Source organism: Kosakonia sp. MUSA4, assembly GCF_013085925.1.
Lineage (GTDB): Bacteria > Pseudomonadota > Gammaproteobacteria > Enterobacterales > Enterobacteriaceae > Kosakonia > Kosakonia sacchari_B.
Window position 1 is genome coordinate 5,569,616 of record NZ_CP025697.1, and the last position, 24,075, is coordinate 5,593,690.

19 protein-coding genes are annotated in these 24,075 nt (G+C 56.3%); 7 read left to right on the forward strand and 12 right to left on the reverse strand.

Annotation, left to right across the window (positions count from 1 at the left end; all coding sequences use genetic code 11):
- Positions 1-65: 65 nt before the first annotated feature.
- The 6 genes from menA to priA form a co-directional block, all read right to left on the reverse strand.
- On the reverse strand, positions 66-995 hold the full coding sequence (menA, locus tag C0557_RS26520; RefSeq protein ID WP_208662592.1) for a 1,4-dihydroxy-2-naphthoate polyprenyltransferase: 930 nt from the start codon (positions 993-995) through the stop codon (positions 66-68).
- Positions 996-1,061: 66 nt separating this feature from the next.
- Positions 1,062-2,393, reverse strand: a complete 1,332-nt coding sequence (hslU, locus tag C0557_RS26525; RefSeq protein ID WP_208662594.1) for an HslU--HslV peptidase ATPase subunit — start codon at positions 2,391-2,393, stop codon at positions 1,062-1,064.
- Between the two features lie 9 nt (positions 2,394-2,402).
- Positions 2,403-2,933 (reverse strand): ATP-dependent protease subunit HslV, encoded by a 531-nt coding sequence (gene hslV, locus C0557_RS26530; protein ID WP_007369227.1) that lies wholly within the window; start codon positions 2,931-2,933, stop codon positions 2,403-2,405.
- A gap of 92 nt (positions 2,934-3,025) precedes the next feature.
- On the reverse strand, positions 3,026-4,027 hold the full coding sequence (gene ftsN, locus C0557_RS26535) for a cell division protein FtsN (protein ID WP_074780638.1): 1,002 nt from the start codon (positions 4,025-4,027) through the stop codon (positions 3,026-3,028).
- A gap of 93 nt (positions 4,028-4,120) precedes the next feature.
- Positions 4,121-5,146 (reverse strand): DNA-binding transcriptional regulator CytR, encoded by a 1,026-nt coding sequence (gene cytR, locus C0557_RS26540; protein WP_208662596.1) that lies wholly within the window; start codon positions 5,144-5,146, stop codon positions 4,121-4,123.
- Between the two features lie 124 nt (positions 5,147-5,270).
- Positions 5,271-7,463, reverse strand: a complete 2,193-nt coding sequence (gene priA, locus C0557_RS26545) for a primosomal protein N' (protein ID WP_208662598.1) — start codon at positions 7,461-7,463, stop codon at positions 5,271-5,273.
- A gap of 207 nt (positions 7,464-7,670) precedes the next feature.
- On the opposite strand from priA, the gene rpmE reads away from it, so the two are divergent.
- Positions 7,671-7,883, forward strand: a complete 213-nt coding sequence (gene rpmE, locus C0557_RS26550; protein WP_039055221.1) for a 50S ribosomal protein L31 — start codon at positions 7,671-7,673, stop codon at positions 7,881-7,883.
- 304 nt (positions 7,884-8,187) lie between these two features.
- On the opposite strand, the gene metJ is transcribed toward rpmE, so the two are convergent.
- Complete coding sequence (metJ, locus tag C0557_RS26555; protein ID WP_007369220.1) at positions 8,188-8,505, reverse strand: met regulon transcriptional regulator MetJ; 318 nt, start codon at positions 8,503-8,505, stop codon at positions 8,188-8,190.
- 263 nt (positions 8,506-8,768) lie between these two features.
- Here metJ and metB point away from each other — a divergent pair, with 263 nt between their 5' ends.
- From metB to metF, 3 genes are all read left to right on the forward strand, one after another.
- Positions 8,769-9,929: a cystathionine gamma-synthase gene (metB, locus tag C0557_RS26560; RefSeq protein WP_208662600.1), complete on the forward strand. Its 1,161-nt coding sequence runs from the start codon at positions 8,769-8,771 to the stop codon at positions 9,927-9,929.
- A gap of 2 nt (positions 9,930-9,931) precedes the next feature.
- A complete protein-coding gene (locus C0557_RS26565) occupies positions 9,932-12,364 on the forward strand; it encodes a bifunctional aspartate kinase/homoserine dehydrogenase II (protein WP_074780647.1) in 2,433 nt (810 codons plus the stop codon).
- Positions 12,365-12,569: 205 nt separating this feature from the next.
- Positions 12,570-13,460, forward strand: a complete 891-nt coding sequence (gene metF, locus C0557_RS26570; protein WP_074780649.1) for a methylenetetrahydrofolate reductase — start codon at positions 12,570-12,572, stop codon at positions 13,458-13,460.
- Positions 13,461-13,545: 85 nt separating this feature from the next.
- Here metF and C0557_RS26575 read toward each other — a convergent pair whose 3' ends face one another.
- The 5 genes from C0557_RS26575 to argE form a co-directional block, all read right to left on the reverse strand.
- The gene (locus C0557_RS26575; RefSeq protein ID WP_208662602.1) at positions 13,546-14,649 is read right to left on the reverse strand and encodes a glycerol dehydrogenase; all 1,104 of its coding nucleotides are present in this window, start codon (positions 14,647-14,649) and stop codon (positions 13,546-13,548) included.
- Between the two features lie 11 nt (positions 14,650-14,660).
- Positions 14,661-15,323, reverse strand: a complete 663-nt coding sequence (fsa, locus tag C0557_RS26580; RefSeq protein ID WP_208662604.1) for a fructose-6-phosphate aldolase — start codon at positions 15,321-15,323, stop codon at positions 14,661-14,663.
- A gap of 217 nt (positions 15,324-15,540) precedes the next feature.
- Positions 15,541-16,392: a helix-turn-helix domain-containing protein gene (locus tag C0557_RS26585; RefSeq protein ID WP_208662606.1), complete on the reverse strand. Its 852-nt coding sequence runs from the start codon at positions 16,390-16,392 to the stop codon at positions 15,541-15,543.
- Between the two features lie 93 nt (positions 16,393-16,485).
- The gene (ppc, locus tag C0557_RS26590) at positions 16,486-19,137 is read right to left on the reverse strand and encodes a phosphoenolpyruvate carboxylase (RefSeq protein WP_043955915.1); all 2,652 of its coding nucleotides are present in this window, start codon (positions 19,135-19,137) and stop codon (positions 16,486-16,488) included.
- A gap of 265 nt (positions 19,138-19,402) precedes the next feature.
- Positions 19,403-20,554, reverse strand: coding sequence for an acetylornithine deacetylase (gene argE, locus C0557_RS26595; RefSeq protein WP_208662608.1), 1,152 nt, complete (start codon positions 20,552-20,554; stop codon positions 19,403-19,405).
- Between the two features lie 168 nt (positions 20,555-20,722).
- Here argE and argC point away from each other — a divergent pair, with 168 nt between their 5' ends.
- From argC to argH, 3 genes are all read left to right on the forward strand, one after another.
- Positions 20,723-21,727, forward strand: coding sequence for an N-acetyl-gamma-glutamyl-phosphate reductase (gene argC, locus C0557_RS26600; protein WP_208662609.1), 1,005 nt, complete (start codon positions 20,723-20,725; stop codon positions 21,725-21,727).
- A 10-nt stretch (positions 21,728-21,737) separates the two neighbouring features.
- A complete protein-coding gene (gene argB / locus C0557_RS26605) occupies positions 21,738-22,514 on the forward strand; it encodes an acetylglutamate kinase (protein ID WP_090398622.1) in 777 nt (258 codons plus the stop codon).
- 117 nt (positions 22,515-22,631) lie between these two features.
- Entirely contained in the window at positions 22,632-24,005 is a 1,374-nt protein-coding gene (gene argH / locus C0557_RS26610) for an argininosuccinate lyase (protein WP_208662611.1), read from the forward strand.
- The last annotated feature ends 70 nt before the right edge of the window (positions 24,006-24,075 follow it).

The following is a 24,075-nucleotide window of genomic DNA, read 5'->3' on the forward strand; positions in this document are numbered from 1 at the left end:
ACGTTAGTATATCGCGCATCCCGCACTGTTGGCAAAATCATCAATTGTTAATTGACATTAATCAGTTAAAGGTGTGTCTGACTGAGAATTATTCCAATAACAAACAATAAGTTAGTAAGCAGTGCGCCTTTTACCGTACGTTCAAGCATTGGTGGCATAGCGCGCGGATCGCGTTCGCGCAGCACAAAGCGCGCTTGTTTGATAAGTAGCGGTGCTGCAAGGAGAAACAACCATCCCCACAGGCTATGCAATGACAGCAGGTTGAACAGCGCCAGGCACAGCAGTGCGCCGACCAGCAAGCCGACGTGATAGCGGCGGGCGTTGATTGGCCCCAAACGCACCACCAGCGTGTTTTTGCCGTTCTCGCGGTCGCTGTCAATATCGCGCAAGTTATTGATATTCAATACAGCCGTCGCCAGCAGGCCGCAGGCCGTGGCGGGCAGGATAACCGCCGGGATCAGCATATGCGTTTGCAGATACCAGCTTCCCATCACGCTCAGCCAGCCAAAGAAAATCAGCACTGAGATATCGCCAAGGCCGAGATAGCCATACGGGCGCTTACCAATGGTGTAGGTTATCGCCGCAATGATCGACAGGCCGCCAAGCACGAGGAAACCGATAAAATCCGCCAGCGTCTGGGTTGCCGCCGTCACCAGCAACAGCCCGGAAATGCAGCTCAGCACAATTATGATAATCAGCGCTCGCTTCATTTGCGCAAGCGAGATGGCGCCTTTCTGCATACCGCGCAGCGGCCCAATGCGATCCGGTTTATCGCTGCCCTTCACTGCATCGCCGTAATCATTGGCAAGGTTGGAGAGAATTTGCAGCAGGCCGGCGGTGATCAACGCGAGCACGGCGACCAGCGGATCAAAATAACCCTGCCACCACGCCAGCACGGTGCCCACGACAATGGCCGCGAATGCCAGCGGTAATGTTTTAGGTCGCAGGCTTTCCAGCCAGGCCTGGGTAAGGCTCAGAGATTGCGTTTCGTTCATAAATTACGCCAACAAAAATGGGGGCATAAGCCCCCATCGAAGGTGATGAAAACGTTGTGAACGGGATTATAGGATAAAACGGCTCAGATCTTCATCTGCCACTAAAGCATCAAGGTGCTTACTCACATAGTTGGCATCAATGATAATGGTTTCACCGCCCAGATCGCTGGCGTCGTAGGAGATGTCTTCCATCAGGCGTTCCAGCACGGTATGCAAACGGCGGGCACCGATGTTTTCCGTGGTTTCGTTCACCTGCCACGCAGCCTGCGCAATGCGTTTGATGCCGTCGTCGGTAAATTCGATATTCACGCCTTCGGTCGCCATCAGCGCTTTGTACTGTACGGTCACAGACGCGTTTGGCTCGGTCAGGATGCGCTCGAAATCTTCCGTCGTTAACGCCTTCAATTCAACGCGAATCGGCAGACGGCCCTGCAATTCCGGGATCAGATCCGACGGGCTGGCAACCTGGAACGCGCCGGAGGCGATAAACAGAATGTGATCGGTTTTCACCATGCCGTGCTTGGTCGAGACGGTGCAGCCTTCCACCAGCGGCAGCAGGTCGCGCTGTACGCCTTCGCGGGAAACGTCCGGCCCGCTAGTGTTGCCGCGCTTACAGATTTTGTCGATTTCGTCGATAAACACGATCCCGTGCTGCTCAACGGCTTCGATAGCATCCTGTTTCAACTCTTCCGGGTTGACCAGTTTCGATGCTTCTTCTTCAATCAGCAGCTTCATCGCGTCTTTGATTTTCAGCTTACGCGGTTTCTGCTTCTGCCCGCCCAGGTTCTGGAACATGGACTGCAACTGATTGGTCATCTCTTCCATGCCCGGAGGCGCCATGATCTCTACGCCCATCGGCGCCGCGGCGAGATCGATTTCAATCTCTTTATCGTCGAGCTGGCCTTCGCGCAGTTTTTTGCGGAAAGACTGGCGCGCAGCTGAAGGTTCCGCGGCTTGCTCCGGCTGGCCCCAGTTGTTTTTTGCCGGTGGGATCAGCACGTCGAGAATACGCTCTTCGGCCAACTCTTCGGCGCGGTAGCGGTTTTTCTCGATCGACTGGATACGTACCATTTTCACCGCGGAATCGGTCAGATCGCGGATGATAGAGTCCACTTCTTTCCCGACATAGCCCACTTCGGTGAACTTGGTCGCTTCAACTTTGATAAACGGCGCGTTAGCCAGTTTCGCCAGACGACGAGCAATTTCGGTTTTACCGACGCCGGTCGGGCCGATCATCAGAATATTTTTTGGTGTCACTTCGTGACGCAGCTCTTCATCAAGCTGCATACGGCGCCAGCGGTTACGCAAGGCGATTGCCACAGAACGCTTAGCCGCGTCTTGGCCGATAATGTGTTTGTCCAGTTCGCTGACAATTTCGCGTGGGGTCATTTCAGACATGGGAGATCCTTACGCTTTAGAGGGTAATTCTTCGATGGTATGGAAGTGGTTGGTGTAAATGCAGATATCGCCTGCAATATCCAACGCCTTCTCAGCGATTTCACGCGCGCCAAGCTCAGTATTTTCCAGTAACGCACGGGCTGCGGCCTGGGCGTATGGCCCACCGGAACCGATAGCGATCAGGTCATTTTCCGGCTGAACCACATCACCATTACCGGTGATGATCAGCGACGCGTTCTCATCTGCCACCGCCAGCAGCGCTTCCAGCTTGCGCAGCATGCGATCGGTGCGCCAGTCCTTTGCCAGCTCGACAGCTGCTTTCACCAGATGGCCCTGGTGCATTTCCAGTTTGCGTTCGAAAAGTTCGAACAGAGTGAAGGCATCGGCCGTACCACCGGCAAAACCTGCGATAACTTTGTCGTTATACAGGCGGCGGACTTTTTTCACGTTTCCCTTCATTACGGTATTACCCAGTGTGGCCTGGCCATCACCGGCAATAACGACATGGCCGTTACGGCGTACGCTTACGATTGTTGTCACGAGCAGACCCCTTGGTTACAAATGCAGAATACAGCGCCCCGCACAGCGTGCGGGGCAGAATGCAATTATAGATGGGGGAGATTTCGGGGGTTTCAACCCCCGGAGGCGAGACGGATACAGTTTGTATGACCCGCCATTTTCAGACGGCTAATGGTGGAATCGGCATTCTCTTTGCCTTTCACCGGGCCAAGTACCACGCGGTTCCAGCCGTTGTTGCTGGTGATCCGTGAATCAAACCCTTCAAACGCCAGCTGGGCGCGAACGGTTTCTGCCTGATCCTGACCTTTAAACGAACCGCACTGGATCATCCAGCGGCGGTCATCTTTTTTCTCCGCCGTTTGCGTTTTCGGCGCTTCCGCTTCACGTGTTATCGGCGCAGCCTGCTGCGCTTTCGGCTGTGCTGCCGTGGTATGCGGCGGCGTTTGCAACAGATCCTGATACGGCTGCGATGTGGCGGCGGCTTTCGGTTGCTGCTGAGTTTGCGTTTGCGTTTGCCGCGGCGCAGTGGCCGTTGTCCGCGCCGGTTGCTGCTGAACCGGCTGTTCCACAACGCGCGTCTGCGTACGCGGCTGCTGAACCGGCTGCGTTTGCGTCCACTGCGGTTGTTGCTGCTGCTGAGCCTGGCGCTGACGCTGCAACGTTTGCTGACGTTGTTCCGGCGTCTGTTCGTTCCACGGCACTTCATTAAGCTGCGTCGGCTGCTGGCGCATATCCGCCTGCATCTGCGCTAACAGCTGGCGCTGTTCATCTGTCAGTTGATCCGGGGTTTTCACTTCGCCGCCTGCAGAAGGTTCTGTCGGCGCAAGCACGCCTGGCTGACGGCTTTCCAGCTCTTTAATGTAGCGCCAGCGCTCTTCCGGCTTCGGCGGCAGGCCGTTACCGCTGACCTTTTGATTTTGCAGCGCTTCGGATTCTTCTTTTTTGTGGTGCGTAATAAAGTACAGACCACCGATAAAGGCGACCAGCACGGCGGCCGCGATGGCGACCATGGCTGGAGAGACCGCAGACCTGCTGCGTTGCTTTTTCCGTGAGTTGCTCGCTTTTCGCCGCGAAGGAGCCGGCTGGCTGCGGCGTACATAATCTCGTTGTGCCACTATCGTTTCGCTGTATTTATATCGTTTATCAGCCCGCCATGTTACTTAAGCGACGGGCTTTTGACCAGAAGGGGGTGTCTTAAAGCCCGGTATTTACGTAATCGCCCGGGTACTGCCGCGCAGGATCAATTCGCAATCCAGCAGGCGCGATCCGCTGTTGACGTTATGACCTTGCAGTTGTTCCAGCAGGAGCAGCATCGATTCCCGGCCAATTTCGTAGCGCGGCTGCGCAACCGTAGTGAGCGGCGGGTCAGAGTACTCTGCCAGTGAAATGTTATCAAAACCGATAATCGATAAGTCGTCCGGTACTTTCAACCCCCGACGTTTGGCGAGCGACAGCGCACCCAGCGCCATAACGTCGCTATGGCAGAACACCGCCGTTGGCGGATTGGGCAGCGCCAGAAGCTGTTCCAGCGCGTGCGCTCCGGCTTCAAAGGTAAAATTACCGCGCGCAATATAGTGCGGATCGACGGTCGTTCCGGAGCGGCGCAGCGCCTGCACATAACCCTGCAAGCGGTAGTGGCACAATGGCATCTCTTCCGGCCCGGCAATACAGCCAATCAGATGGTGCCCCTGCTCCTGTAGATAATTGACGGCGTTAAAAGCGGCGGTCAGGTTATCAATGTGTACGGTAGGCAGCTCCAGCTCAGGAGCAAATTCATTCGCCATGACCATCGGCGGCAAATTGCGCTGTTCTTCAATACTGGCGTCGAACGGCAGGCGTGAGCCTAACAGCAGCATGCCGTCGATTTGCTTGGTAATGATCAGATCGATAAAGGTTTTTTCTTGCTGATTCTGGTGGGCGCAGTCGCCAATCAGTACCAGATAGCCGTGTTCGGCCGCGGTAACTTCGATACCGCGAATGATTTCGCTGAAAAAGGGATCGCAGATATCCGGCACAATCACCAGCAAAGTGCGGGATTCGTTTCGTTTGACGTTACGTCCCATCGACTGGGGTAAATAACCCACTTCCATGGCGGCTTGTTCAACCCGATTACGGGTCGTCTGCGACACTTTTTCCGGATTCATTAATGCACGGGATACGGTTGCCGTAGAAACCTTTGCTTTCATGGCAACATCTTTCATGGTCGCTGCTGCAACCTGATTTTTGGGTTTCAACTTGTTCTCCTCGCATGCACGGCGCAAGCGTAGTCACATTTTTATCAGATAGTTAGGCGCAGCGGTTACAGAATTTTCATGAAAAGTGTGATGAAAGTTGAATTTCATGCTGCCGATCGCAACCTCAACTCTCAATAGGATCAACGTCCAGCACCCATTTAACCCGCCGCGCATCGGGCAGCGTGTTAATCAACGCCAGCGCGCCGCTGACAATATGTTGTAAGCGAATGCGGGAAGGGTGTTGCAGCAGGAGCTGCCAGCGATAGCGTCCGGCGCGCTTCGCTGCCAGCGCCGGAACCGGGCCGAGGATCCACAGCTGGTTATCCGCCAGCGGGCTGGCTTGCAGTAAGTTTTTCAACTGTTGCAGGAACAGCGGGGCGAACTGATTGTTCTGATCTTCTGCGCGGATCAACACGTGGCTGGTCCACGGTGGCAGTTGCAGCGTTTGCCGCTCGGCCAGCGCCTGTTCTGCAAAGGTGTCATAACCTTTATGCAGCAAAGTTTGCAGCAAAGGATGCTCAGGATGGTGGGTTTGCAGTACCACTTCGCCCTGCTTCCCGGCGCGTCCGGCGCGGCCCGAAACCTGGGTGTAGAGCTGAGCAAACCGTTCCGCTGCGCGGAAATCCGCAGAAAAGAGTGCGCCATCGACATCCAGCAGAGCAACCAGCGTGACATCCGGGAAGTGATGGCCTTTCGCCAGCATCTGCGTGCCAATCAGGATGCGCGCACCGCCGCGATGCACTTCCGCCAGGTGCTGCTCCAGTGCGCCTTTGCGGCTGGTGGTGTCACGGTCGATACGCGACACCGGCACGCCAGGGAACAGCGGCGCAAGCGCCTGTTCCAGTTGCTCAGTCCCTAAACCGACGGGCAGCAGGTGCGTGGAACCGCAGGAGGGGCACTGGCGCGGTACCGGGCGCTGGCTATCGCAATGGTGACAGCGCAAATGCTGCTGCGCCTGGTGAAAGGTGTAGTAGTGATCGCAACGCGGGCACTCTGCTATCCAGCCGCAGTCATGGCATAGCAGCGCCGGAGCGAACCCCCGGCGGTTAAGAAACAGGATCACCTGGTTGCCTGCCTGCAAATGCTGGCGCATGCGGTTGATGAGCGCGGGCGCTAATCCGGCCTGCAACTGCTGGCCTTTCATATCCAGCACGTGCTGCGTTGCCGGACGCGCGCTACCGGCGCGGCGCGTCAGGCGCAGCAACCGGTATTTTCGCGCCCGCACATTATATAAGGTCTCCAGCGCGGGAGTCGCCGAGCCGAGAATGATGGGGATCTGTTCGCTATGGGCGCGATAGACCGCCAGATCCCGCGCGTGATAGCGCCAGCCTTCCTGCTGTTTATAGGAACTGTCGTGCTCTTCATCGATAACGATCACGCCGAGGTTTTTAAACGGCGTGAACAGCGATGAGCGCGTGCCGATAACAATTGCCGCCTCACCGTTTTTCGCTTTTTGCCATGTGGTCAGACGTTCACTGTCGTTCAGGCCGGAATGCAGCACTTCGACTGGCGCGTTAAAGCGTTCACGAAAGCGGGCGATGGTTTGCGGCGTCAGGCCAATCTCCGGCACCATCACCAGCGCCTGTTTACCCTGCGCCAGCACGTTTTCCAGCACGCTTAAATAGACTTCGGTCTTACCGGAACCCGTGACGCCTGCCAGCAGCCAGGCAGAGAATTGATCGGCCGCGCTGTGAATCGCGCCGACGGCTGTGGCCTGCTCCGTGTTCAGCCGCAGCCTGTCGCCGCTGACGGAGAACTGGCTGCGCCAGTCGCTGAACATCGGTTCTTCGCTGTTCATCTCCGCCAGCCCTTTGGCGCGCAGCGCCTGCAGAGTGACGCTTTTCAGATCCAGCGCGGCCAACTGGTGCTGCCAGATTTTGCCTTTACGCAGCGCGGAAAGCGCCTGCTGCTGTTTTGCTGACTTTACGCGGTTAATGTCCGTCGCCTGGCCCTGCTCGGTGGCAAACCAGTACCCCTGAAACTCTGCGCTGGCAGTTTTTGTCTGGCGTAACAGAACGGGAAGGGCATTGAACAGCACATCGCCAATCGGGTGATGATAATAGTCTGCCGCCCATAACAGCAGACGCCAGACGGCGGGCGAAAAAGCGGGCTCGCTGTCGAGCACTTCTTCTACCTGTTTCAGCTCGGCGAGCGGCAGCTCGCTTTTGTCGCTGACTGCCACCACGACGCCGACCCGCTGCTGAGTACCGAACGGCACGCGCACGCGACAACCTGCGCGGGCGATCATGTCGTCCTGCAACAGATAATCAAAGGTGCGGGGCAAGGGTACAGACAGCGCTACGTGGGCGACGGGCATCTCATCTTCCTGACTTGAAAACTGGCGGGTTAGTATACACATTGTTGCTACGGGCGAGCGGATCAGTTTGCATGCGCTGGTTAATTTCTGTATGATTCGCCGCCTTTAGTGCGGATTTAGCGCGCCAAAGATACACTTATATATTAACTCGCGTGGTGTCTGGCGTTAGGGCTGGAAGAGCGACGCGGCCTTAAACTGAGGTTTCCCATGAAAAAAGGTATTCACCCGAATTACGTTGCGATTACTGCAACCTGTTCTTGCGGTAATGTGATCAAAACCCACTCCACCGTGGGCCACGACCTGAACCTGGACGTGTGCGGTAATTGCCACCCGTTCTTTACTGGTAAACAACGTGTTGTTGATACCGGTGGTCGTGTTGAGCGTTTCAACAAACGCTTCAGCATCCCGGGCAGCAAATAAGTTGCCAAAGAAAAAAGCGCCGCGAGGCGCTTTTTTTGTCTCTGCGGTTTGCCGGAGGGAAGTATTTTTGTGAGGCGAGTCACAAAAATATTGCTCTGATTAAAAAACGCACATATCCTTTTCGCCATTCCAGTCCTGTGAACCATGAGCGAAAAGATGCGTGATATGCTGACGGCAATGAAAAATGTATTTATGTCCTACCTGCTTTCTCTGGCAGAAGTGCACCCGGAAGTGACGCGCTTCTGATTGGGCAGCTGACATAAGCAAAAAGGGCGGAAGATATCTTCCGCCCTTTTGTTTTGAATCAGTATTCCCATGTATCCGGGTCGATGCCCAGTTCACGCATAATCACTTTCGCCTCTTCCGGGATTTCATCACTGCGCTCTTTACGCAGATCTTCATCGTTCGGCAGGGGCTGACCGGTGAACGCATGCAGGAATGCCTCGCACAGCAGCTCGCTGTTGGTGGCGTGACGCAGGTTGTTCACCTGACGACGGGTACGTTCATCGGTGAGGATTTTTAACACCTTAAGAGGAATGGAAACCGTAATTTTCTTTACTTGCTCACTCTTCTTGCCGTGCTCAGCGTATGGGCTGATATATTCGCCGCTCCATTCAGCCATGAGATACCTTTAATCCTCTCAGTCATTAGTCTAAACCCGGGTGAGCCCAGGCCGTAATCCCGCGTAGTTTACCGTAGAGTCAACATAGTGACACGGTGTATCGCTCTGCGCGCCCATACTAAAGCATATAATTTTAACGGCTATTGCGCGTTTGCTCAATCTATACGCAAAGAAGTTTAGATGTCCAGATGTATTGACGTCTATCTATTCAATGTTTACTCTGTGGTCAGTTTTTTCATCCATTAAGCCAGGAAGCCTTCACCATGACGCGTAAACAGGCCACCATTGCAGTGCGTAGCGGATTGAACGATGACGAGCAGTATGGCTGCGTTGTCCCGCCGATTCACCTCTCCAGTACCTATAATTTCACCGGTTTTAACGAACCTCGCGCGCACGACTACTCGCGTCGCGGTAACCCCACGCGCGATGTGGTACAGCGCGCGCTGGCGGAGCTGGAAGGGGGCGTTGGCGCGGTGTTGACCAATACCGGCATGTCGGCGATTCATCTGGTGACCACGGTTTTCCTCAAGCCTGGCGATCTGCTGGTTGCACCGCACGATTGTTACGGCGGCAGCTATCGCCTGTTCGACAGTCTGGCGAAACGCGGTTGCTACCGGGTGAAATTCGTCGATCAGGGCGATGAACAGGCGCTGAAAGCGGCGCTGGCGGAAAAACCGAAACTGGTGCTGGTAGAAAGTCCAAGCAACCCATTGTTGCGCGTCGTGGATATTGCGAAAATCTGCCAACTGGCGCGTGAAGCGGGCGCAGTTAGCGTTGTTGATAACACCTTCTTAAGCCCGGCGTTGCAAAATCCGCTGGCGCTGGGTGCCGATCTGGTGCTGCACTCCTGCACGAAATACCTCAACGGTCATTCTGATGTGGTGGCGGGCGTGGTGATTGCAAAAGACGCGGAGACTGTCACCGAACTGGCATGGTGGGCGAATAATATTGGCGTCACCGGTAGCGCCTTCGACAGCTATTTGCTGTTGCGCGGGCTGCGCACGTTGTCGCCGCGTATGGAAGTGGCGCAGCGTAACGCACAGGCGATTGTCGATTTCCTGCGAACTCAGCCGTTGGTGAAAAAGCTTTACCACCCGTCTCTGCCGGATAATCAGGGGCATGAGATTGCGGCGCGTCAACAAAAAGGCTTTGGCGCGATGTTAAGTTTTGAACTGGATGGCGACGAGCAAACGTTGCGTCGTTTCCTGAGCGGTTTGTCACTGTTTACTCTGGCGGAATCATTAGGTGGGGTAGAAAGTTTAATCTCCCACGCCGCCACCATGACGCACGCAGGTATGGCGCCGGAAGCGCGCGCCGCTGCCGGGATCTCGGAAACGCTGTTGCGTATCTCGACCGGTATTGAAGATAGTGAAGATTTAATTGCCGATCTGGAAAATGGCTTCCGGGTCGCAGCTGAGGGGTAAACATGAGTGTGATTGCGCAGGCAGGGACGAAGGCTCGTCAGCTGCACAAATTTGGTGGCAGTAGTCTGGCGGATGTGAAGTGTTACCTCCGCGTTGCAGGGATCATGGCGGAGTATTCACAACCGGGCGACATGATGGTTGTCTCCGCCGCAGGCAGCACCACCAACCAGCTGATCAACTGGCTGAAATTAAGCCAGACTGACAGGCTCTCTGCGCATCAGGTTCAGCAATCCCTGCGTCGTTATCAAAGTGACTTAATTAGCGGGCTGTTGCCCGCCGATGTGGCCGATGGCCTGACCAGCGAATTTATCCACGATCTGGAACACCTGGCGGCGCTGCTCGACGGCGGTATCACCGACGCGGTTTACGCAGAAGTGGTCGGCCACGGTGAAATCTGGTCGGCGCGCTTGATGGCCGCCGTACTTAATCAGCAAGGCCTTAATGCGGCCTGGCTGGATGCCCGCGACTTTCTGCGTGCCGAGCGCTCGGCGCAGCCGCAGGTGAACGAAGGGGCGTCTTATCCCCTTTTGCAGCAAAAGCTGGCGCAACATCCTGGCAAACGCATTGTCGTTACCGGTTTTATCAGCCGTAATGAGGCGGGTGAAACGGTGCTGCTGGGGCGTAACGGTTCCGACTATTCAGCAACGCAGATTGGCGCGCTGGGCGATGTTTCCCGCGTCACCATCTGGAGCGACGTGGCCGGTGTCTATAGCGCCGACCCGCGCAAAGTGAAAGATGCCTGTCTGCTGCCGCTGCTGCGCCTCGACGAAGCCAGCGAGCTGGCGCGCCTTGCCGCTCCGGTACTGCATGCCCGCACGCTGCAACCGGTCTCCGGCAGCAATATCGATCTGCAATTGCGCTGTAGCTATAACCCGGATCAAGGCTCTACGCGGATTGAACGCGTACTGGCGTCCGGCACTGGCGCGCGCATCGTGACCAGTCACGATGATATCTGCCTGATTGAGTTCCTCGTTCCGGCCGGGCAGGATTTTAAACTGGCGCAAAAAGAGATCGATCTGCTCCTCAAGCGCGCGCAGGCGCGTCCGCTGGCGGTGGGCGCCCATGCCGACCGTAATCTGCTGCAACTCTGCTACACCTCGGAAGTGGTCGATAGCGTCTTTAAATTGTTGGATGAAGCCGGTCTGCCGGGTGAATTACGCCTGCGTCAGGGGCTGGCGCTGGTGGCGATGGTCGGTGCTGGCGTATGCCGTAACCCGTTGCACAGCCACCGTTTCTGGCAGCAACTGAAAGGCCAGCCGGTTGAGTTTATCTGGCAGTCCGACGAAGGTATCAGCTTGGTCGCTGTACTGCGCGTTGGCCCGACCGAGAGCCTGATTCAGGGGCTGCATCAGTCGCTGTTCCGCGCGGAAAAACGTATCGGTCTGATGCTGTTCGGCAAGGGAAATATCGGTTCCCGCTGGCTGGAGTTGTTCTCCCGCGAGCAGAGCGCACTTTCAGCGCGTACCGGGTTTGAATTTTTACTGGCTGGCGTGGTGGATAGCCGCCGTAGCCTGCTGAATTACGATGGGCTGGATGCCAGCCGTGCGCTGGCTTTCTTTAATGATGAAGCCGTCGAGCAGGATGAAGAGTCGCTGTTCCTGTGGATGCGCGCTCATCCGTATGATGATCTGGTCGTACTGGACGTTACCGCCAGTGAGCAACTGGCCGGGCAGTATCTGGATTTTGCCAGCCATGGTTTTCATGTGATCAGCGCCAACAAGCTGGCCGGGGCGAGCACGACCAATAACTATCGCCAGATCCACGATGCGTTTGAAAAGACGGGTCGCCACTGGCTCTACAACGCCACCGTCGGCGCCGGATTGCCGGTTAACCATACGGTGCGCGATCTGCGCGATAGCGGCGATGCGATTCTGGCGATCAGCGGTATCTTCTCCGGCACCCTCTCCTGGTTGTTCCTGCAATTCGACGGTACTGTGCCGTTTACCGACCTGGTCGATCAGGCGTGGCAGCAGGGGCTGACCGAGCCGGATCCGCGTGTCGATCTCGCCGGTAAAGATGTGATGCGCAAGCTGGTGATCCTCGCCCGTGAAGCGGGTTATGACATCGAACCAGAGCAGGTTCGCGTGGAATCGCTGGTGCCGCCGCATTGTGAAGAAGGTTCGGTGGATCACTTCTTCGAAAACGGCGACGAGCTGAATGAACAGATGGTGCAGCGGCTGGAAGCCGCCCGTGAAATGGGCCTTGTGCTGCGTTATGTCGCGCGTTTCGATGCGAACGGCAAAGCACGTGTAGGCGTGGAAGCGGTCCGTCCGGAGCATCCGCTGGCGGCGGTACTGCCGGGCGATAACGTCTTCGCCATTGAAAGCCGCTGGTATCGCGATAATCCGCTGGTCATCCGCGGCCCGGGCGCAGGACGTGATGTCACCGCAGGCGCTATCCAGTCAGATATCAACCGTCTGGCGCAATTGCTGTAATTTTCTCCTCACCCTCTCCCTGGCGGGGAGAGGGTATTTCATGCCGCATCATGAACTTTTTTCATCTTCGCTGAACATTCCTCACTCAGAATAATGATTTTCCGGTTGACGGCCTGTGCAAATTCCGTCATTTTTACATCTGGACGTCTAAACGTATAGAAGTTCACAAACAACAGACAATGACATGCGATTGATGAGGTAAGGTATGAGCTTTTTTCACGCCAACCAGCGGGAAGCCCTGAATCAGAGCCTGGCGGAAGTACATGGCCAGATTAATGTTTCCTTTGAATTTTTCCCGCCGCGCACCAGTGAAATGGAACAGACCTTATGGAGCTCCATCGATCGTCTGAGCAGCCTGAAGCCGAAATTCGTGTCGGTGACCTACGGCGCGAACTCCGGCGAGCGCGATCGTACTCACAGTATTATCAAAGGCATCAAAGAGCGCACCGGCCTGGAAGCCGTACCGCATCTGACCTGCATTGACGCCACCCGCGATGAACTGCGCGCGATTGCGCAGGATTACTGGAATAACGGCATCCGCCATATCGTGGCGCTGCGCGGTGATTTACCGCCGGGCGGCGGTAAGCCGGATATGTATGCCGCCGATCTGGTGACGCTGTTAAAAGAGGTTGCCGATTTCGATATCTCTGTTGCCGCCTACCCGGAAGTACACCCGGAAGCGAAAAGCGCACAGGCGGATCTGCTCAACCTGAAGCGCAAAGTGGATGCCGGCGCCAGCCGTGCGATTACCCAGTTCTTCTTTGATGTGGAAAGTTATCTGCGTTTTCGCGATCGCTGCGCGGCGACCGGCATCGACGTGGAGATCGTTCCGGGCATTCTGCCGGTATCCAACTTCAAGCAGGCGAAAAAATTCGCGGATATGACCAACGTGCGTATTCCGGCGTGGATGTCGCAAATGTTCGACGGTCTGGATGACGACGCCGAGACCCGCAAGCTGGTGGGGGCAAATATCGCGATGGATATGGTGAAGATTTTGAGCCGCGAAGGGGTGAAGGATTTCCACTTCTATACGCTGAACCGCGCGGAAATGAGCTATGCGATTTGCCACACGCTGGGCGTTCGCCCCGGCGTCTAAGCTGAAATAAAAAGCCCGGAACAACCGTTCCAGGCTTTTACTTTACAGGCCCGGTAAATATTTGCGCCACCGGGCATGTTAACGCTTATTCCCACTCTTCCAGGAAACGCTGTCCGTACTGGTCGGCGACCAGCAGCGCAGCATAGACCTGATCCGGCGTTGCGCCGCCTGGCATGTTGTGGATGGTTTCACCTTCCGCACAGGCTGCTTCGGCAACGATGCGCATCTTCGCCGGAATATCCGTTTTGATATCCAGTTGCGCCAGCGTAATCGGCAGACCAACGGTGTGGCACAGCGCTGCAACCGTTTCGATCTCATCCAGCGGCGCGTTTTCCAGCACCAGTTGCGTCAGCGTACCGAATGCCACTTTCTCACCGTGATAGTAGTGGTGTGCGTCTGCAAGGGCGGTTAAACCGTTGTGGATGGCATGCGCAGCCGCCAGGCCGCCGCTCTCGAAGCCGACGCCGCTCAGATAGGTATTCGCTTCCACCACGCGCTCCAGCGCAGGCGTGACAACATGCTGTTCAGCCGCGAACATGGCTTTTTCACCCTCTTCCAGCAGCGTGTTGTAGCACAGCTCGGCCAGCGCCAGCGCAGATTGCGTGCTTTGCCCGCCGGCCATGGTTTTTGCGCCGCTGCGTGAACAAGCGCGGGCTTCAAACCAGGTGGAGAGCGCATCGCCGATCCCCGCCGCCAGCAGCCGCGCCGGTGCGCCGGCAACGATTTTGGTATCGACAATCACGCGGTTCGGGTTGTTGGGAAGTAACAGATAGCGATCGAATTCGCCATCGTCGGTGTAGATAACCGAAAGCGCGCTGCACGGCGCGTCGGTGGACGCGATTGTCGGCGCAATGGCCACCGGAACGTGCATGAAGTGCGCCAGCGCTTTGGCGGTATCCAGCGTTTTCCCGCCGCCAATACCGAGCACTGCGCCGCAGTGCGCGTTTTCCGCAACGCCGCGCAGCCGGTCAATTTCATTTTGTGAACACTCGCCGCCAAATGGCACAACTTCACAGGCCAGCCCGGCATCCGCCAGACTTTTTTGCAGCGTTTCCTGGGCAAAACCAAGCACAAATTTATCGCCCACGACCAGCCAGCGATCGGCCAGCGGTTTGAGATAGTCGCCGAGACGGGTGATGACGTCTGCACCCTGGATGTACTTACCTGGCGACTGGATGATGCGATCCATATATTGCCTCCTTACAGGTTGAGGTTGCCAAAAGCCGTTTTCCAGTCCTGTTCAAACTTCTCTATTGCTGACTCTACTGCGGGCGTATTGAGCATTTGTTGCGCTACATCTAATGGCAGTGTGATTGCTTCACATCCGGCGAGCAGGCAGTCGAGCGCCTGGCGCGGCGTTTTGAAGCTGGCGGCCAGCACTTTGCTTTGCGGCGCGTGGAGTTTCAGCAGCGTTTGCAATTCCTGCACCATGCGAATGCCGTCGCCGCCCTGGGCATCGACACGGTTGACATAAGGCGCCACATATTTTGCTCCGGCAAGCGCAGCGAGCAAGCCCTGCGCGGCGCTGTAGACAGCGGTGCCAAGGGTGACAATATTCTCTTTTTTCAACTGCTTGATGGCAGCCAATCCTTCCGCTGTGACCGGGATTTTCACCACGATGTCGGGAAAGGCGTTGTTGAGGCGTCTGGCTTCAGACACCATGCCCTCCGCGTTGCGGCTCATCACCTGCGCAAACAGCGTTCCGTCCGGGCCGATGGCGTGTTGCAGACGCGGCAACACATCCCACACCGGCGTTTTCCCGGCGGCAATAATGCTGGGGTTGGTGGTGACGCCCGCGAGCGGATAAACCCGCGCCAGGCGTTCAACTTCCGCCACGTTGGCGGTGTCCAGATAGAGTTCCATCGTGCTTCCTCGTATAACGTTTCTGACCTCAGCATACGAGCGCTTACCACGCAGTCGCCATATAACAAATCTGCCAAACACTGGACAAATGTAAGCTCCATGACGAATTGAGATTTGGCTCACAAGTTGCGCTGTATCACGATGAAACACGGGGTTGCAGACCTTTGCCGCGCGGCGGGATGCGATTTTTAACGTATAAAAATCCAGTGCTGCAGGCTCAATCCTGTTTTTCGCTGAGATGGCTGTGGTACTGCTGGCGGTATTCGGAGGGGGAACGTTCGGTATTTTTACGGAACAGGCGGCAGAAGTAGTTACTGTCGACAAAACCGCAGGTGTGCGCGACTTCTTTGATTTTTAAGTCGTAACCCTTGAGCAGCGTTTTGGCATGCTCCAGCCGGGTGTGATTGAGGTATTCGTTAAAACCGAGACTGCCGGTTTTCTGGAACAGGTGCGAAAGATAATTGGGCGAGATGTAAAACGCCTGCGCCACCGATTCGCGCGTGAGCGGCTTGGCGTAATGTTCGTCGATATAGCTGCGAATGGCTTCGAACAGCGCTTCGCTGCGGGAAGCGGTCTGGATATGGCTACCGAGCAGATCGTGGCAGTGGCTGAGCAGGCTGGTGACAATCAGCCGTGCGGTTTGCTGCTCGCGCGGCTGCATTTGCATTTCATGCAGCGTGTGCAGCAGGAAAGAACCCACGCGCGGACCGCGGCGCGCGACATGCTGTTTCGCCAGGTTTTGCAGGGTTTTGCCATTCCACTGGTTCACGCTAAAGCTCAGTTGCTGCTTGCCGAACAGTACGCTTAAGGTGCTGGCCGGTGCCTGCCATTGCTGCCAGTTCCAGCCGCCAGGCGGGATATACAGAACGTCATGTTGCGTCATCAGCGGCGCTTCCCCGGCGATCCCGACATCCAAAAGCGACCCTTCCAGCACAATTTCCAGACGCGGAAAATCGACCTGACAGGCCAGCGCAGGCGCATTACCGCTGACTCCGGCAAAACAGACCTGACGCAGCGGCAGCGGGCCGTTGATCAGGCGGGAGATGAGATGGCTGACGTCGTGGCTCATGCTTTCCTTCCGTGACGGGCGAAGGAACAACCTTAGCTGGCGACATAAAAAAAGGCCACAGCAAGTGTGGCCTTTTGCGATGCGGGGAGAAAATTAGCCGGTGTTACGCATGCCTGCTGCAACACCCGCAATAGTCACCATCAACGCTTGTTCTACACGCTCGTCCGGCGCTTCACCGGCTTCTTCGGCCAGACGCGAACGGTGCAGCAGCTCGGCCTGCAATACGTTCAGCGGGTCGGTGTAGATGTTTCGTAACTGGATGGATTCGGCGATCCACGGCAGATCGGCCATCAGGTGGGAGTCGTTGGCAATCGCCAGCACCACATTAATATCCGCCTGCAGCAGTTTACGCAGTTCGCTGCCCAGCCCCCACAGTTCTGGTTTTACCAGACGCTGATCGTAGTATTCCGCCAGCCAAAGATCGGCTTTGGAGAAGACCATCTCCAGCATGCCAAGGCGGGTTGAGAAGAATGGCCAGTCGCGGCACATGGCTTCCAGTTCGCTCTGTTTGCCATCTTCCACCACTTTCTGCAACGCAGTGCCTGCGCCCAGCCAGGCCGGAAGCATCAGGCGGTTCTGCGTCCAGGCGAAGATCCACGGAATGGCACGCAGTGACTCGACGCCGCCGGTCGGACGGCGTTTCGCCGGGCGTGAGCCGAGCGGCAGTTTGCCCAGTTCCTGCTCCGGCGTTGCCGAACGGAAATAGGGAACGAAGTCTTTGTTTTCGCGCACGTAGCCACGGTACATCTCGCAGGAGCTCTCTGACAGTGCGTCCATAATGTGGCGCCACTGCGGTTTCGGCTCCGGCGGCGGCAGCAGGTTGGCTTCCATAATGGCGCTGGTATAAAGCGACAGGCTGCTGATAGTGACTTCCGGCAGACCGTATTTAAAGCGGATCATCTCGCCCTGTTCGGTCACGCGCAGACCGCCTTTCAGGCTACCAGGCGGTTGAGAGAGCAGCGCTGCATGCGCTGGTGCGCCACCGCGACCGATAGAACCGCCGCGACCGTGGAACAGCGTCAGTTCGATGCCGGCTTTCTCGCAGGTTTTGATCAGCGCATCCTGAGCCTGATATTGCGCCCAGCTTGCGGCCATTACGCCCGCGTCTTTTGCGGAGTCGGAATAGCCAATCATCACCATCTGTTTGCCCTGGATAAAACCGCGATACCAGTCGATGTTCAGCAACTGGGTCATCACGTCGTCGGCGTTGTTGAGGTCATCCAGCGTTTCAAACAGCGGCGCAACCGGCAGCGCAAAGCCGATACCAGCTTCTTTCAGCAGCAAATGAACGGCCAGCACGTCGGACGGCGTTTTGGCCATCGAGATCACATAGGCGGCGATGGATCCGCGCGGCGCTTCGGCGATCACCCGGCAGGTGTCCAGCACTTCGCGGGTCTCATCGCTTGGCTCCCACTGGCGCGGCAGCAGCGGGCGTTTGGAATTCAGTTCGCGGATCAGGAACGCCTGTTTGTCCGCTTCCGACCAGCTTTCGTAATCGCCGATGCCGAGATAGCGGGTCAGTTCGCCCAGCGCTTCGGTGTGTCGGGTACTCTCCTGACGAATATCGATGCGCACCAGCGGCACGCCGAAACTCTTCACGCGGCGTAATGTATCGAGCAGCTCACCGTTGGCGATAATGCTCATGCCGCAAGCTTGCAGCGATTTATAACAGGCGTACAGCGGTTCCCACAGTTGCTCGTTTTGCGTCAGCAAACCGGCTGGTTTCGGCAGTTTTTGCCCCTTCAGGCGCGCTTCCAGCCAGGCTTGAGTCGCCATCAGGTCGGCACGCAATTTTTTCATCAGATAACGGTACGGCTCGCGCGCGCCTTCTGCGCCCGCCAGTTCGCGCAGTTCATCGGTGCATTCGACCATCGACAGCTCGGAGATCAGCAACTGAATATCTTTCAGGAACAGATCGGTCGCTTTCCAGCGGCTGAGCAGCAGCACATGGCGAGTGATATCGGCGGTGACGTTCGGGTTGCCGTCGCGATCGCCGCCCATCCACGAGGTAAAGCGCACCGGTACAAAATCAACCGGCAGCTTGTAATTGAGGTGCTCTTCCAGCTGTTCGTTCAGTTCGCGCAGGTAATTCGGCACGCCTTCCCACAGGCTGTTTTCCACAACCGCGAAGCCCCATTTGGCTTCATCAACCGGGCTTGGGCGATTGCGGCGGATTTCGTCGGTATGCCAGGACTGGGCAATCAACTGGCGCAGACGGCGCATTAACTGGTGGCGTTCGTAGTCGGCGATATCGCTGTTATCCAGTTGTTTCAGGCAGTTGTTCACTTCCACCATTTTGTGGATCAGCGTACGGCGGGTGATCTCGGTTGGATGGGCGGTCAGTACCAGCTCCAGCGACAGCGATTCAACTGCTTTAATGATGGTGGCTTCGTTGAGATTGGGTTGGTCTTTCAGCTTTTTGATAGTGCGGGCAATCACTTCCGGGTTGCTGGCCGCTTCACCTTTGGCAGAAATGCTGTGGTATTGCTCAGCGGTGTTCGCAAGATTCAGGAACTGGCTGAAAGCGCGCGCCACCGGCAGCAGTTCGTCATTAGACAGATTCTGCAAGGTGGTAAGGAGTTCCTTGCGGCTGGCTTCATTACCGGCGCGAGAAGATTTGGACAGCTTACGGATTGTTTCTACCCGGTCGAGAATGTTCTCGCCGAGAGCATCCTTGATGGTATCTCCCAGCAGTTTGCCGAGCATACTGACATTACTACGCAAAGCGGAATATTGTTCGTTCATGTTACCCCAGACACCCCATCTCATTTTATTTTGTTATACCTGCCGTCGCGCAGATATAAGACACCGTCTTTTATAAAGCCACGTAAAACCCACTACGTCAATTGCTGCGAAATCGCTTCAGCAAACGAATAAATGGCGTCAATTTACGAAATTTAATTCGCTTTCTGCCAGATAAGTAATGCTTATGAGATTGTGACATTTGTCACCCTTTCGTGCGCATAAAAACCCCTTCCGTAGAAGGGGTATTGGCGGGGAAAAAGGGCGATCAGTGCCAGCAGAAATGATGGACAACCTGGGTAATAAGTTCGCGGGTTGGCTTAATAAAGCGCGTTTCCAGATATTCATCCGGCTGATGAGCCTGATTAATTGAGCCCGGACCGAGCACCAGCGTCGGACACAGCGTCTGAATAAAGGGCGCTTCGGTACAGTAGTTCACCACTTCGGTTTCAACGCCGAGCAGTTTTTCCACCACGCTCACCAGTTGGTGATCCGGCGGGCACTCGTAGCCTGGAATGGGCGGATGCAGTTCAGAAATGGTCAGACGGCCCGGCCAGCGGGAACTGACCGGCTCTAGTGCCTCATTCAGCAACCCATTCAGATCATTCAGCGTCATGCCCGGCAGCGGGCGAATATCCATATGCAGTTCGCAACAGGCGCAAATACGGTTCGCCGCATCACCGCCATGAATATGTCCCAGGTTCAGCGTCGGGTACGGTACGGTGAACGCTGCATAGTGATAACGCTCTTTCAGGTTGTCACGTAGTTGCAGGATATGGCCGATAGCATCATGCATCAGTTCGATAGCGTTGACGCCGCGCGCCGGATCGCTGGAGTGGCCGGACTGTCCGAGGATACGAATCGCGTTGGAGATATGGCCTTTATGCGCGCGCACCGGTTGCAGGGAGGTTGGCTCGCCGATGATGGCGCAATCCGGACGCAACTGCGTATTTTCGGAAAAATAACGTGCGCCCGCCATGCTGGTCTCTTCATCGGCGGTGGCGAGAATGTAGAGCGGCTTGCTCAGCTTTGTCACATCGACGTCACGCAGCGCATCAAGAATGAAGGCAAAAAAGCCTTTCATGTCGGCGGTGCCGAGGCCGTAGAGTTTGTCGTCATGCTCGGTCAGCGTGAAGGGATCGCGCGTCCAGCGCCCGTCATCAAACGGCACGGTATCGGTGTGGCCGGTCAGCAGCAGACCGCCCGCGCCCGTTCCGGCACTGGCGAGCATATTGAATTTATTGCGCGTGCCGGGCACCGGCTGCACTTCAACAGTGAAACCGAGATCGCCAAACCATCCTGCCAGCAGATTGATTAAAGACGCATTGCTCTGATCCAGCGCTTCTTCCGTTGCGCTGATTGACGGAGTGGCAATCAGGGCGCGGTAAATCTCGATAAATGGCGGCAAATTCATTTTCATTGTTGACATACCTGAGTTCGTGATAGTATCAATATTCATGCACTAAATGTGAATAAAAATACATTAATGCTGAGCGTAAGGGAACCCAAAAGGCGACTTGCTCAGCAACGTGGGAGGGATGCTGAGTCTTTCCCTGGCACACATGACGTAAGAAGGTAAACCGCCCCAATGTTGAACACATTAATTGTGGGCGCCAGCGGTTACGCCGGCGCAGAGCTAGTGACCTATGTAAATCGCCATCCTCATATGAACATAACCGCTTTGACGGTTTCTGCGCAAAGTAATGATGCAGGAAAGTGTATCTCCGATTTACATCCGCAGTTGAAAGGCATTGTCGATCTCCCGTTGCAACCGATGTCCGACATCACTGAGTTCCTTGATGGCGTGGACGTCGTTTTCCTGGCGACGGCGCATGAAGTGAGCCACGACCTGGCACCGGTTTGCCTGGCCGCAGGCTGTGTGGTGTTTGATCTCTCTGGCGCGTTCCGCGTTAACGATCCCGCGTTCTACGAAAAATTCTATGGCTTCACCCATCAGCACGCCGATTTACTTGCGCAGGCGGTTTACGGGCTGGCGGAGTGGAACCACGACAAATTGAAAGAAGCGCAATTAATTGCCGTACCGGGCTGTTACCCGACGGCGGCGCAGCTCTCTTTGAAACCGCTGATCGATGCCGGTCTGCTCGATCTGAACCAGTGGCCGGTGATCAACGCGACCAGCGGCGTGAGCGGCGCCGGGCGTAAAGCGGCGCTCTCCAATAGCTTCTGCGAAGTGAGCCTGCAACCTTACGGCATTTTCAACCACCGCCATCAGCCGGAAATTGCCACGCATCTCGGCACGGACGTGATTTTCACGCCGCACCTGGCGAGCTTCCCGCGCGGCATTCTGGAAACCATTACCTGCCGCCTGAAGCCTGGCGTGACGCAGGCACAGATCGCCGAGCTGTTCAAACAGGCTTACGGTAACAAACCGCTGGTGCGTCTGTATGACAAAGGCGTTCCGGCGCTGAAAAACGTGGTCGGTCTGCCGTTCTGCGATATTGGTTTCGCCGTTCAGGGTGAGCATCTGATTGTGGTCGCCACGGAAGATAACCTGCTGAAAGGCGCGGCGGCACAGGCGATGCAGTGTGCAAATATTCGTTTCGGCTATGCTGAAACCCAGTCACTTATTTAAGACAGGCGTGATGATGAATCCATTAATTATTAAGCTCGGTGGTGTACTGCTGGACAGTGAAGAAGCGCTGGAGCGTCTGTTTACGGCGCTGGTGCAGTATCGTGAATCTCATCAGCGCCCGTTAGTCATTGTCCACGGCGGCGGTTGCGTGGTGGATGAGTTAATGAAACAACTGAACCTGCCGGTGAAGAAGAAAAACGGCCTGCGCGTGACGCCTGCCGATCAAATCGACATCATCACCGGCGCGCTGGCGGGCACCGCCAACAAAACGCTGCTGGCGTGGGCGAAGAAACACCATATCGCTTCCGTTGGCCTGTTCCTCGGCGATGGCGACAGCGTCAAGGTAACCCAGTTGGATGAGGAACTGGGCCATGTTGGTCTGGCGCAGCCGGGTTCGCCGAAACTGATTAATGCGCTGCTGGAAGGTGGTTTTCTGCCGGTGATAAGCTCTATTGGTGTGACCGACGAAGGCGCGCTGATGAATGTCAACGCTGACCAGGCGGCGACGGCGCTGGCGGCAACGCTCGGCGCGGATCTGATCCTGCTTTCTGATGTGAGCGGTATTCTCGACGGTAAAGGCCAGCGCATTGCGGAAATGACGGCGGCCAAAGCCGAGCAGCTGATCGCGCAGGGCATTATTACCGATGGCATGATCGTTAAAGTGAATGCCGCGCTGGATGCGGCGCGCACGCTGGGCCGCCCGGTTGATATCGCCTCCTGGCGTCATGCCGAGCAGTTACCGGCGCTGTTTAACGGTACGCCGATCGGCACGCGTATTCTGGCGTAATCAATTTATATGCCCGATGACGGCTACGTCTTATCGGGCCTGCGTGAACTGAACCTCCAGGCCGGATAAGCGCAGCGCTATCCGGCAATGAAATTCAAGACATTAAGGAAGCATATTATGGCACTTTGGGGCGGGCGTTTTACTCAGGCAGCGGATCAACGGTTCAAACAGTTCAACGACTCTTTGCGCTTTGACTATCGCCTGGCAGAGCAGGATATCGTTGGCTCTGTGGCCTGGTCTAAAGCGCTGGTGACGGTTGGCGTACTGACGCAGGCAGAGCAACTGCAACTGGAAGAGGCGCTGAACAACCTGTTGCAGGAAGTGCAGGCCGATCCGCAGCAGATCCTGCAAAGCGATGCAGAAGATATTCACAGTTGGGTAGAAGGCAAGCTGATCGATAAAGTCGGCCAACTGGGCAAAAAACTGCATACCGGGCGCAGCCGTAATGATCAGGTCGCCACCGACCTGAAATTGTGGTGTAAAGACACCATCAGCGAATTGCTACTGGCGAACCGTCAGTTGCAGAGCGCGTTGGTGGTGACCGCAGAGAATAATCAGGATGCTGTAATGCCTGGTTATACGCACCTGCAACGTGCGCAGCCGGTGACATTTGCCCACTGGGCGCTGGCCTACGTTGAGATGCTGTCGCGTGATGAGAGTCGTCTGCAGGATTCGCTGAAACGCCTCGACGTCAGCCCGCTTGGTTGCGGCGCACTGGCGGGTACGGCTTATGAAATCGATCGCGAGCAACTGGCTGGCTGGTTGGGTTTTGCTTCGGCAACCCGCAACAGCCTGGATAGTGTTTCCGATCGCGATCACGTGCTGGAGCTGCTCTCTGATGCTTCGATCGGCATGGTGCATTTATCGCGCTTTGCCGAAGATCTGATTTTCTTCAACTCTGGCGAAGCGGGTTTTGTTGAGCTGTCTGATCGGGTGACATCCGGTTCTTCACTGATGCCGCAAAAGAAAAACCCGGATGCGCTGGAGCTGATCCGGGGTAAATGCGGCCGTGTGCAGGGCGCGCTGACCGGCATGATGATGACGCTGAAAGGTCTGCCGCTGGCCTACAACAAAGATATGCAGGAAGATAAAGAAGGGCTGTTCGATGCGCTTGATACCTGGCTCGACTGCCTGCATATGGCGGCGCTGGTGCTGGACGGTATTCAGGTGAAACGTCCGCGCTGCCAGGAAGCGGCGCAGCAGGGTTATGCAAACGCCACCGAACTGGCCGATTACCTTGTCGCTAAAGGCGTGCCGTTCCGCGAGGCGCACCATATTGTTGGTGAAGCCGTGGTAGAAGCGATTCGCCAGGCGAAGCCGCTGGAGGCGTTGGCGCTTACCGATCTGCAAAAATTCAGTACGGTGATTGGCGACGATGTTTATCCTGTGCTGTCGCTGCAATCTTGCCTGGATAAACGCGCGGCGAAAGGCGGCGTATCGCCGCTTCAGGTGGCGCAGGCTATCGCCGATGCGAAAGCGCGTCTGGTGTAACCCGCAAGAAAACGCAATACCGGGCCTGGCACTTCGCCGGGCTTTTTTACGCAAAAAAAAGCGGACACTC

Coding starts and splice junctions, on each gene's coding strand:
- menA (WP_208662592.1), bottom strand. CDS start 995: ATGAACGAAACGCAATCTCTGAGCCTTACCCAGGCCTGGCTGGAAAGC.
- hslU (WP_208662594.1), bottom strand. CDS start 2,393: ATGTCTGAAATGACCCCACGCGAAATTGTCAGCGAACTGGACAAACAC.
- priA (WP_208662598.1), bottom strand. CDS start 7,463: ATGCCCGTCGCCCACGTAGCGCTGTCTGTACCCTTGCCCCGCACCTTT.
- rpmE (WP_039055221.1), top strand. CDS start 7,671: ATGAAAAAAGGTATTCACCCGAATTACGTTGCGATTACTGCAACCTGT.
- metJ (WP_007369220.1), bottom strand. CDS start 8,505: ATGGCTGAATGGAGCGGCGAATATATCAGCCCATACGCTGAGCACGGC.
- metB (WP_208662600.1), top strand. CDS start 8,769: ATGACGCGTAAACAGGCCACCATTGCAGTGCGTAGCGGATTGAACGAT.
- C0557_RS26565 (WP_074780647.1), top strand. CDS start 9,932: ATGAGTGTGATTGCGCAGGCAGGGACGAAGGCTCGTCAGCTGCACAAA.
- metF (WP_074780649.1), top strand. CDS start 12,570: ATGAGCTTTTTTCACGCCAACCAGCGGGAAGCCCTGAATCAGAGCCTG.
- C0557_RS26575 (WP_208662602.1), bottom strand. CDS start 14,649: ATGGATCGCATCATCCAGTCGCCAGGTAAGTACATCCAGGGTGCAGAC.
- fsa (WP_208662604.1), bottom strand. CDS start 15,323: ATGGAACTCTATCTGGACACCGCCAACGTGGCGGAAGTTGAACGCCTG.
- C0557_RS26585 (WP_208662606.1), bottom strand. CDS start 16,392: ATGAGCCACGACGTCAGCCATCTCATCTCCCGCCTGATCAACGGCCCG.
- ppc (WP_043955915.1), bottom strand. CDS start 19,137: ATGAACGAACAATATTCCGCTTTGCGTAGTAATGTCAGTATGCTCGGC.
- argE (WP_208662608.1), bottom strand. CDS start 20,554: ATGAAAATGAATTTGCCGCCATTTATCGAGATTTACCGCGCCCTGATT.
- argC (WP_208662609.1), top strand. CDS start 20,723: ATGTTGAACACATTAATTGTGGGCGCCAGCGGTTACGCCGGCGCAGAG.
- argB (WP_090398622.1), top strand. CDS start 21,738: ATGATGAATCCATTAATTATTAAGCTCGGTGGTGTACTGCTGGACAGT.
- argH (WP_208662611.1), top strand. CDS start 22,632: ATGGCACTTTGGGGCGGGCGTTTTACTCAGGCAGCGGATCAACGGTTC.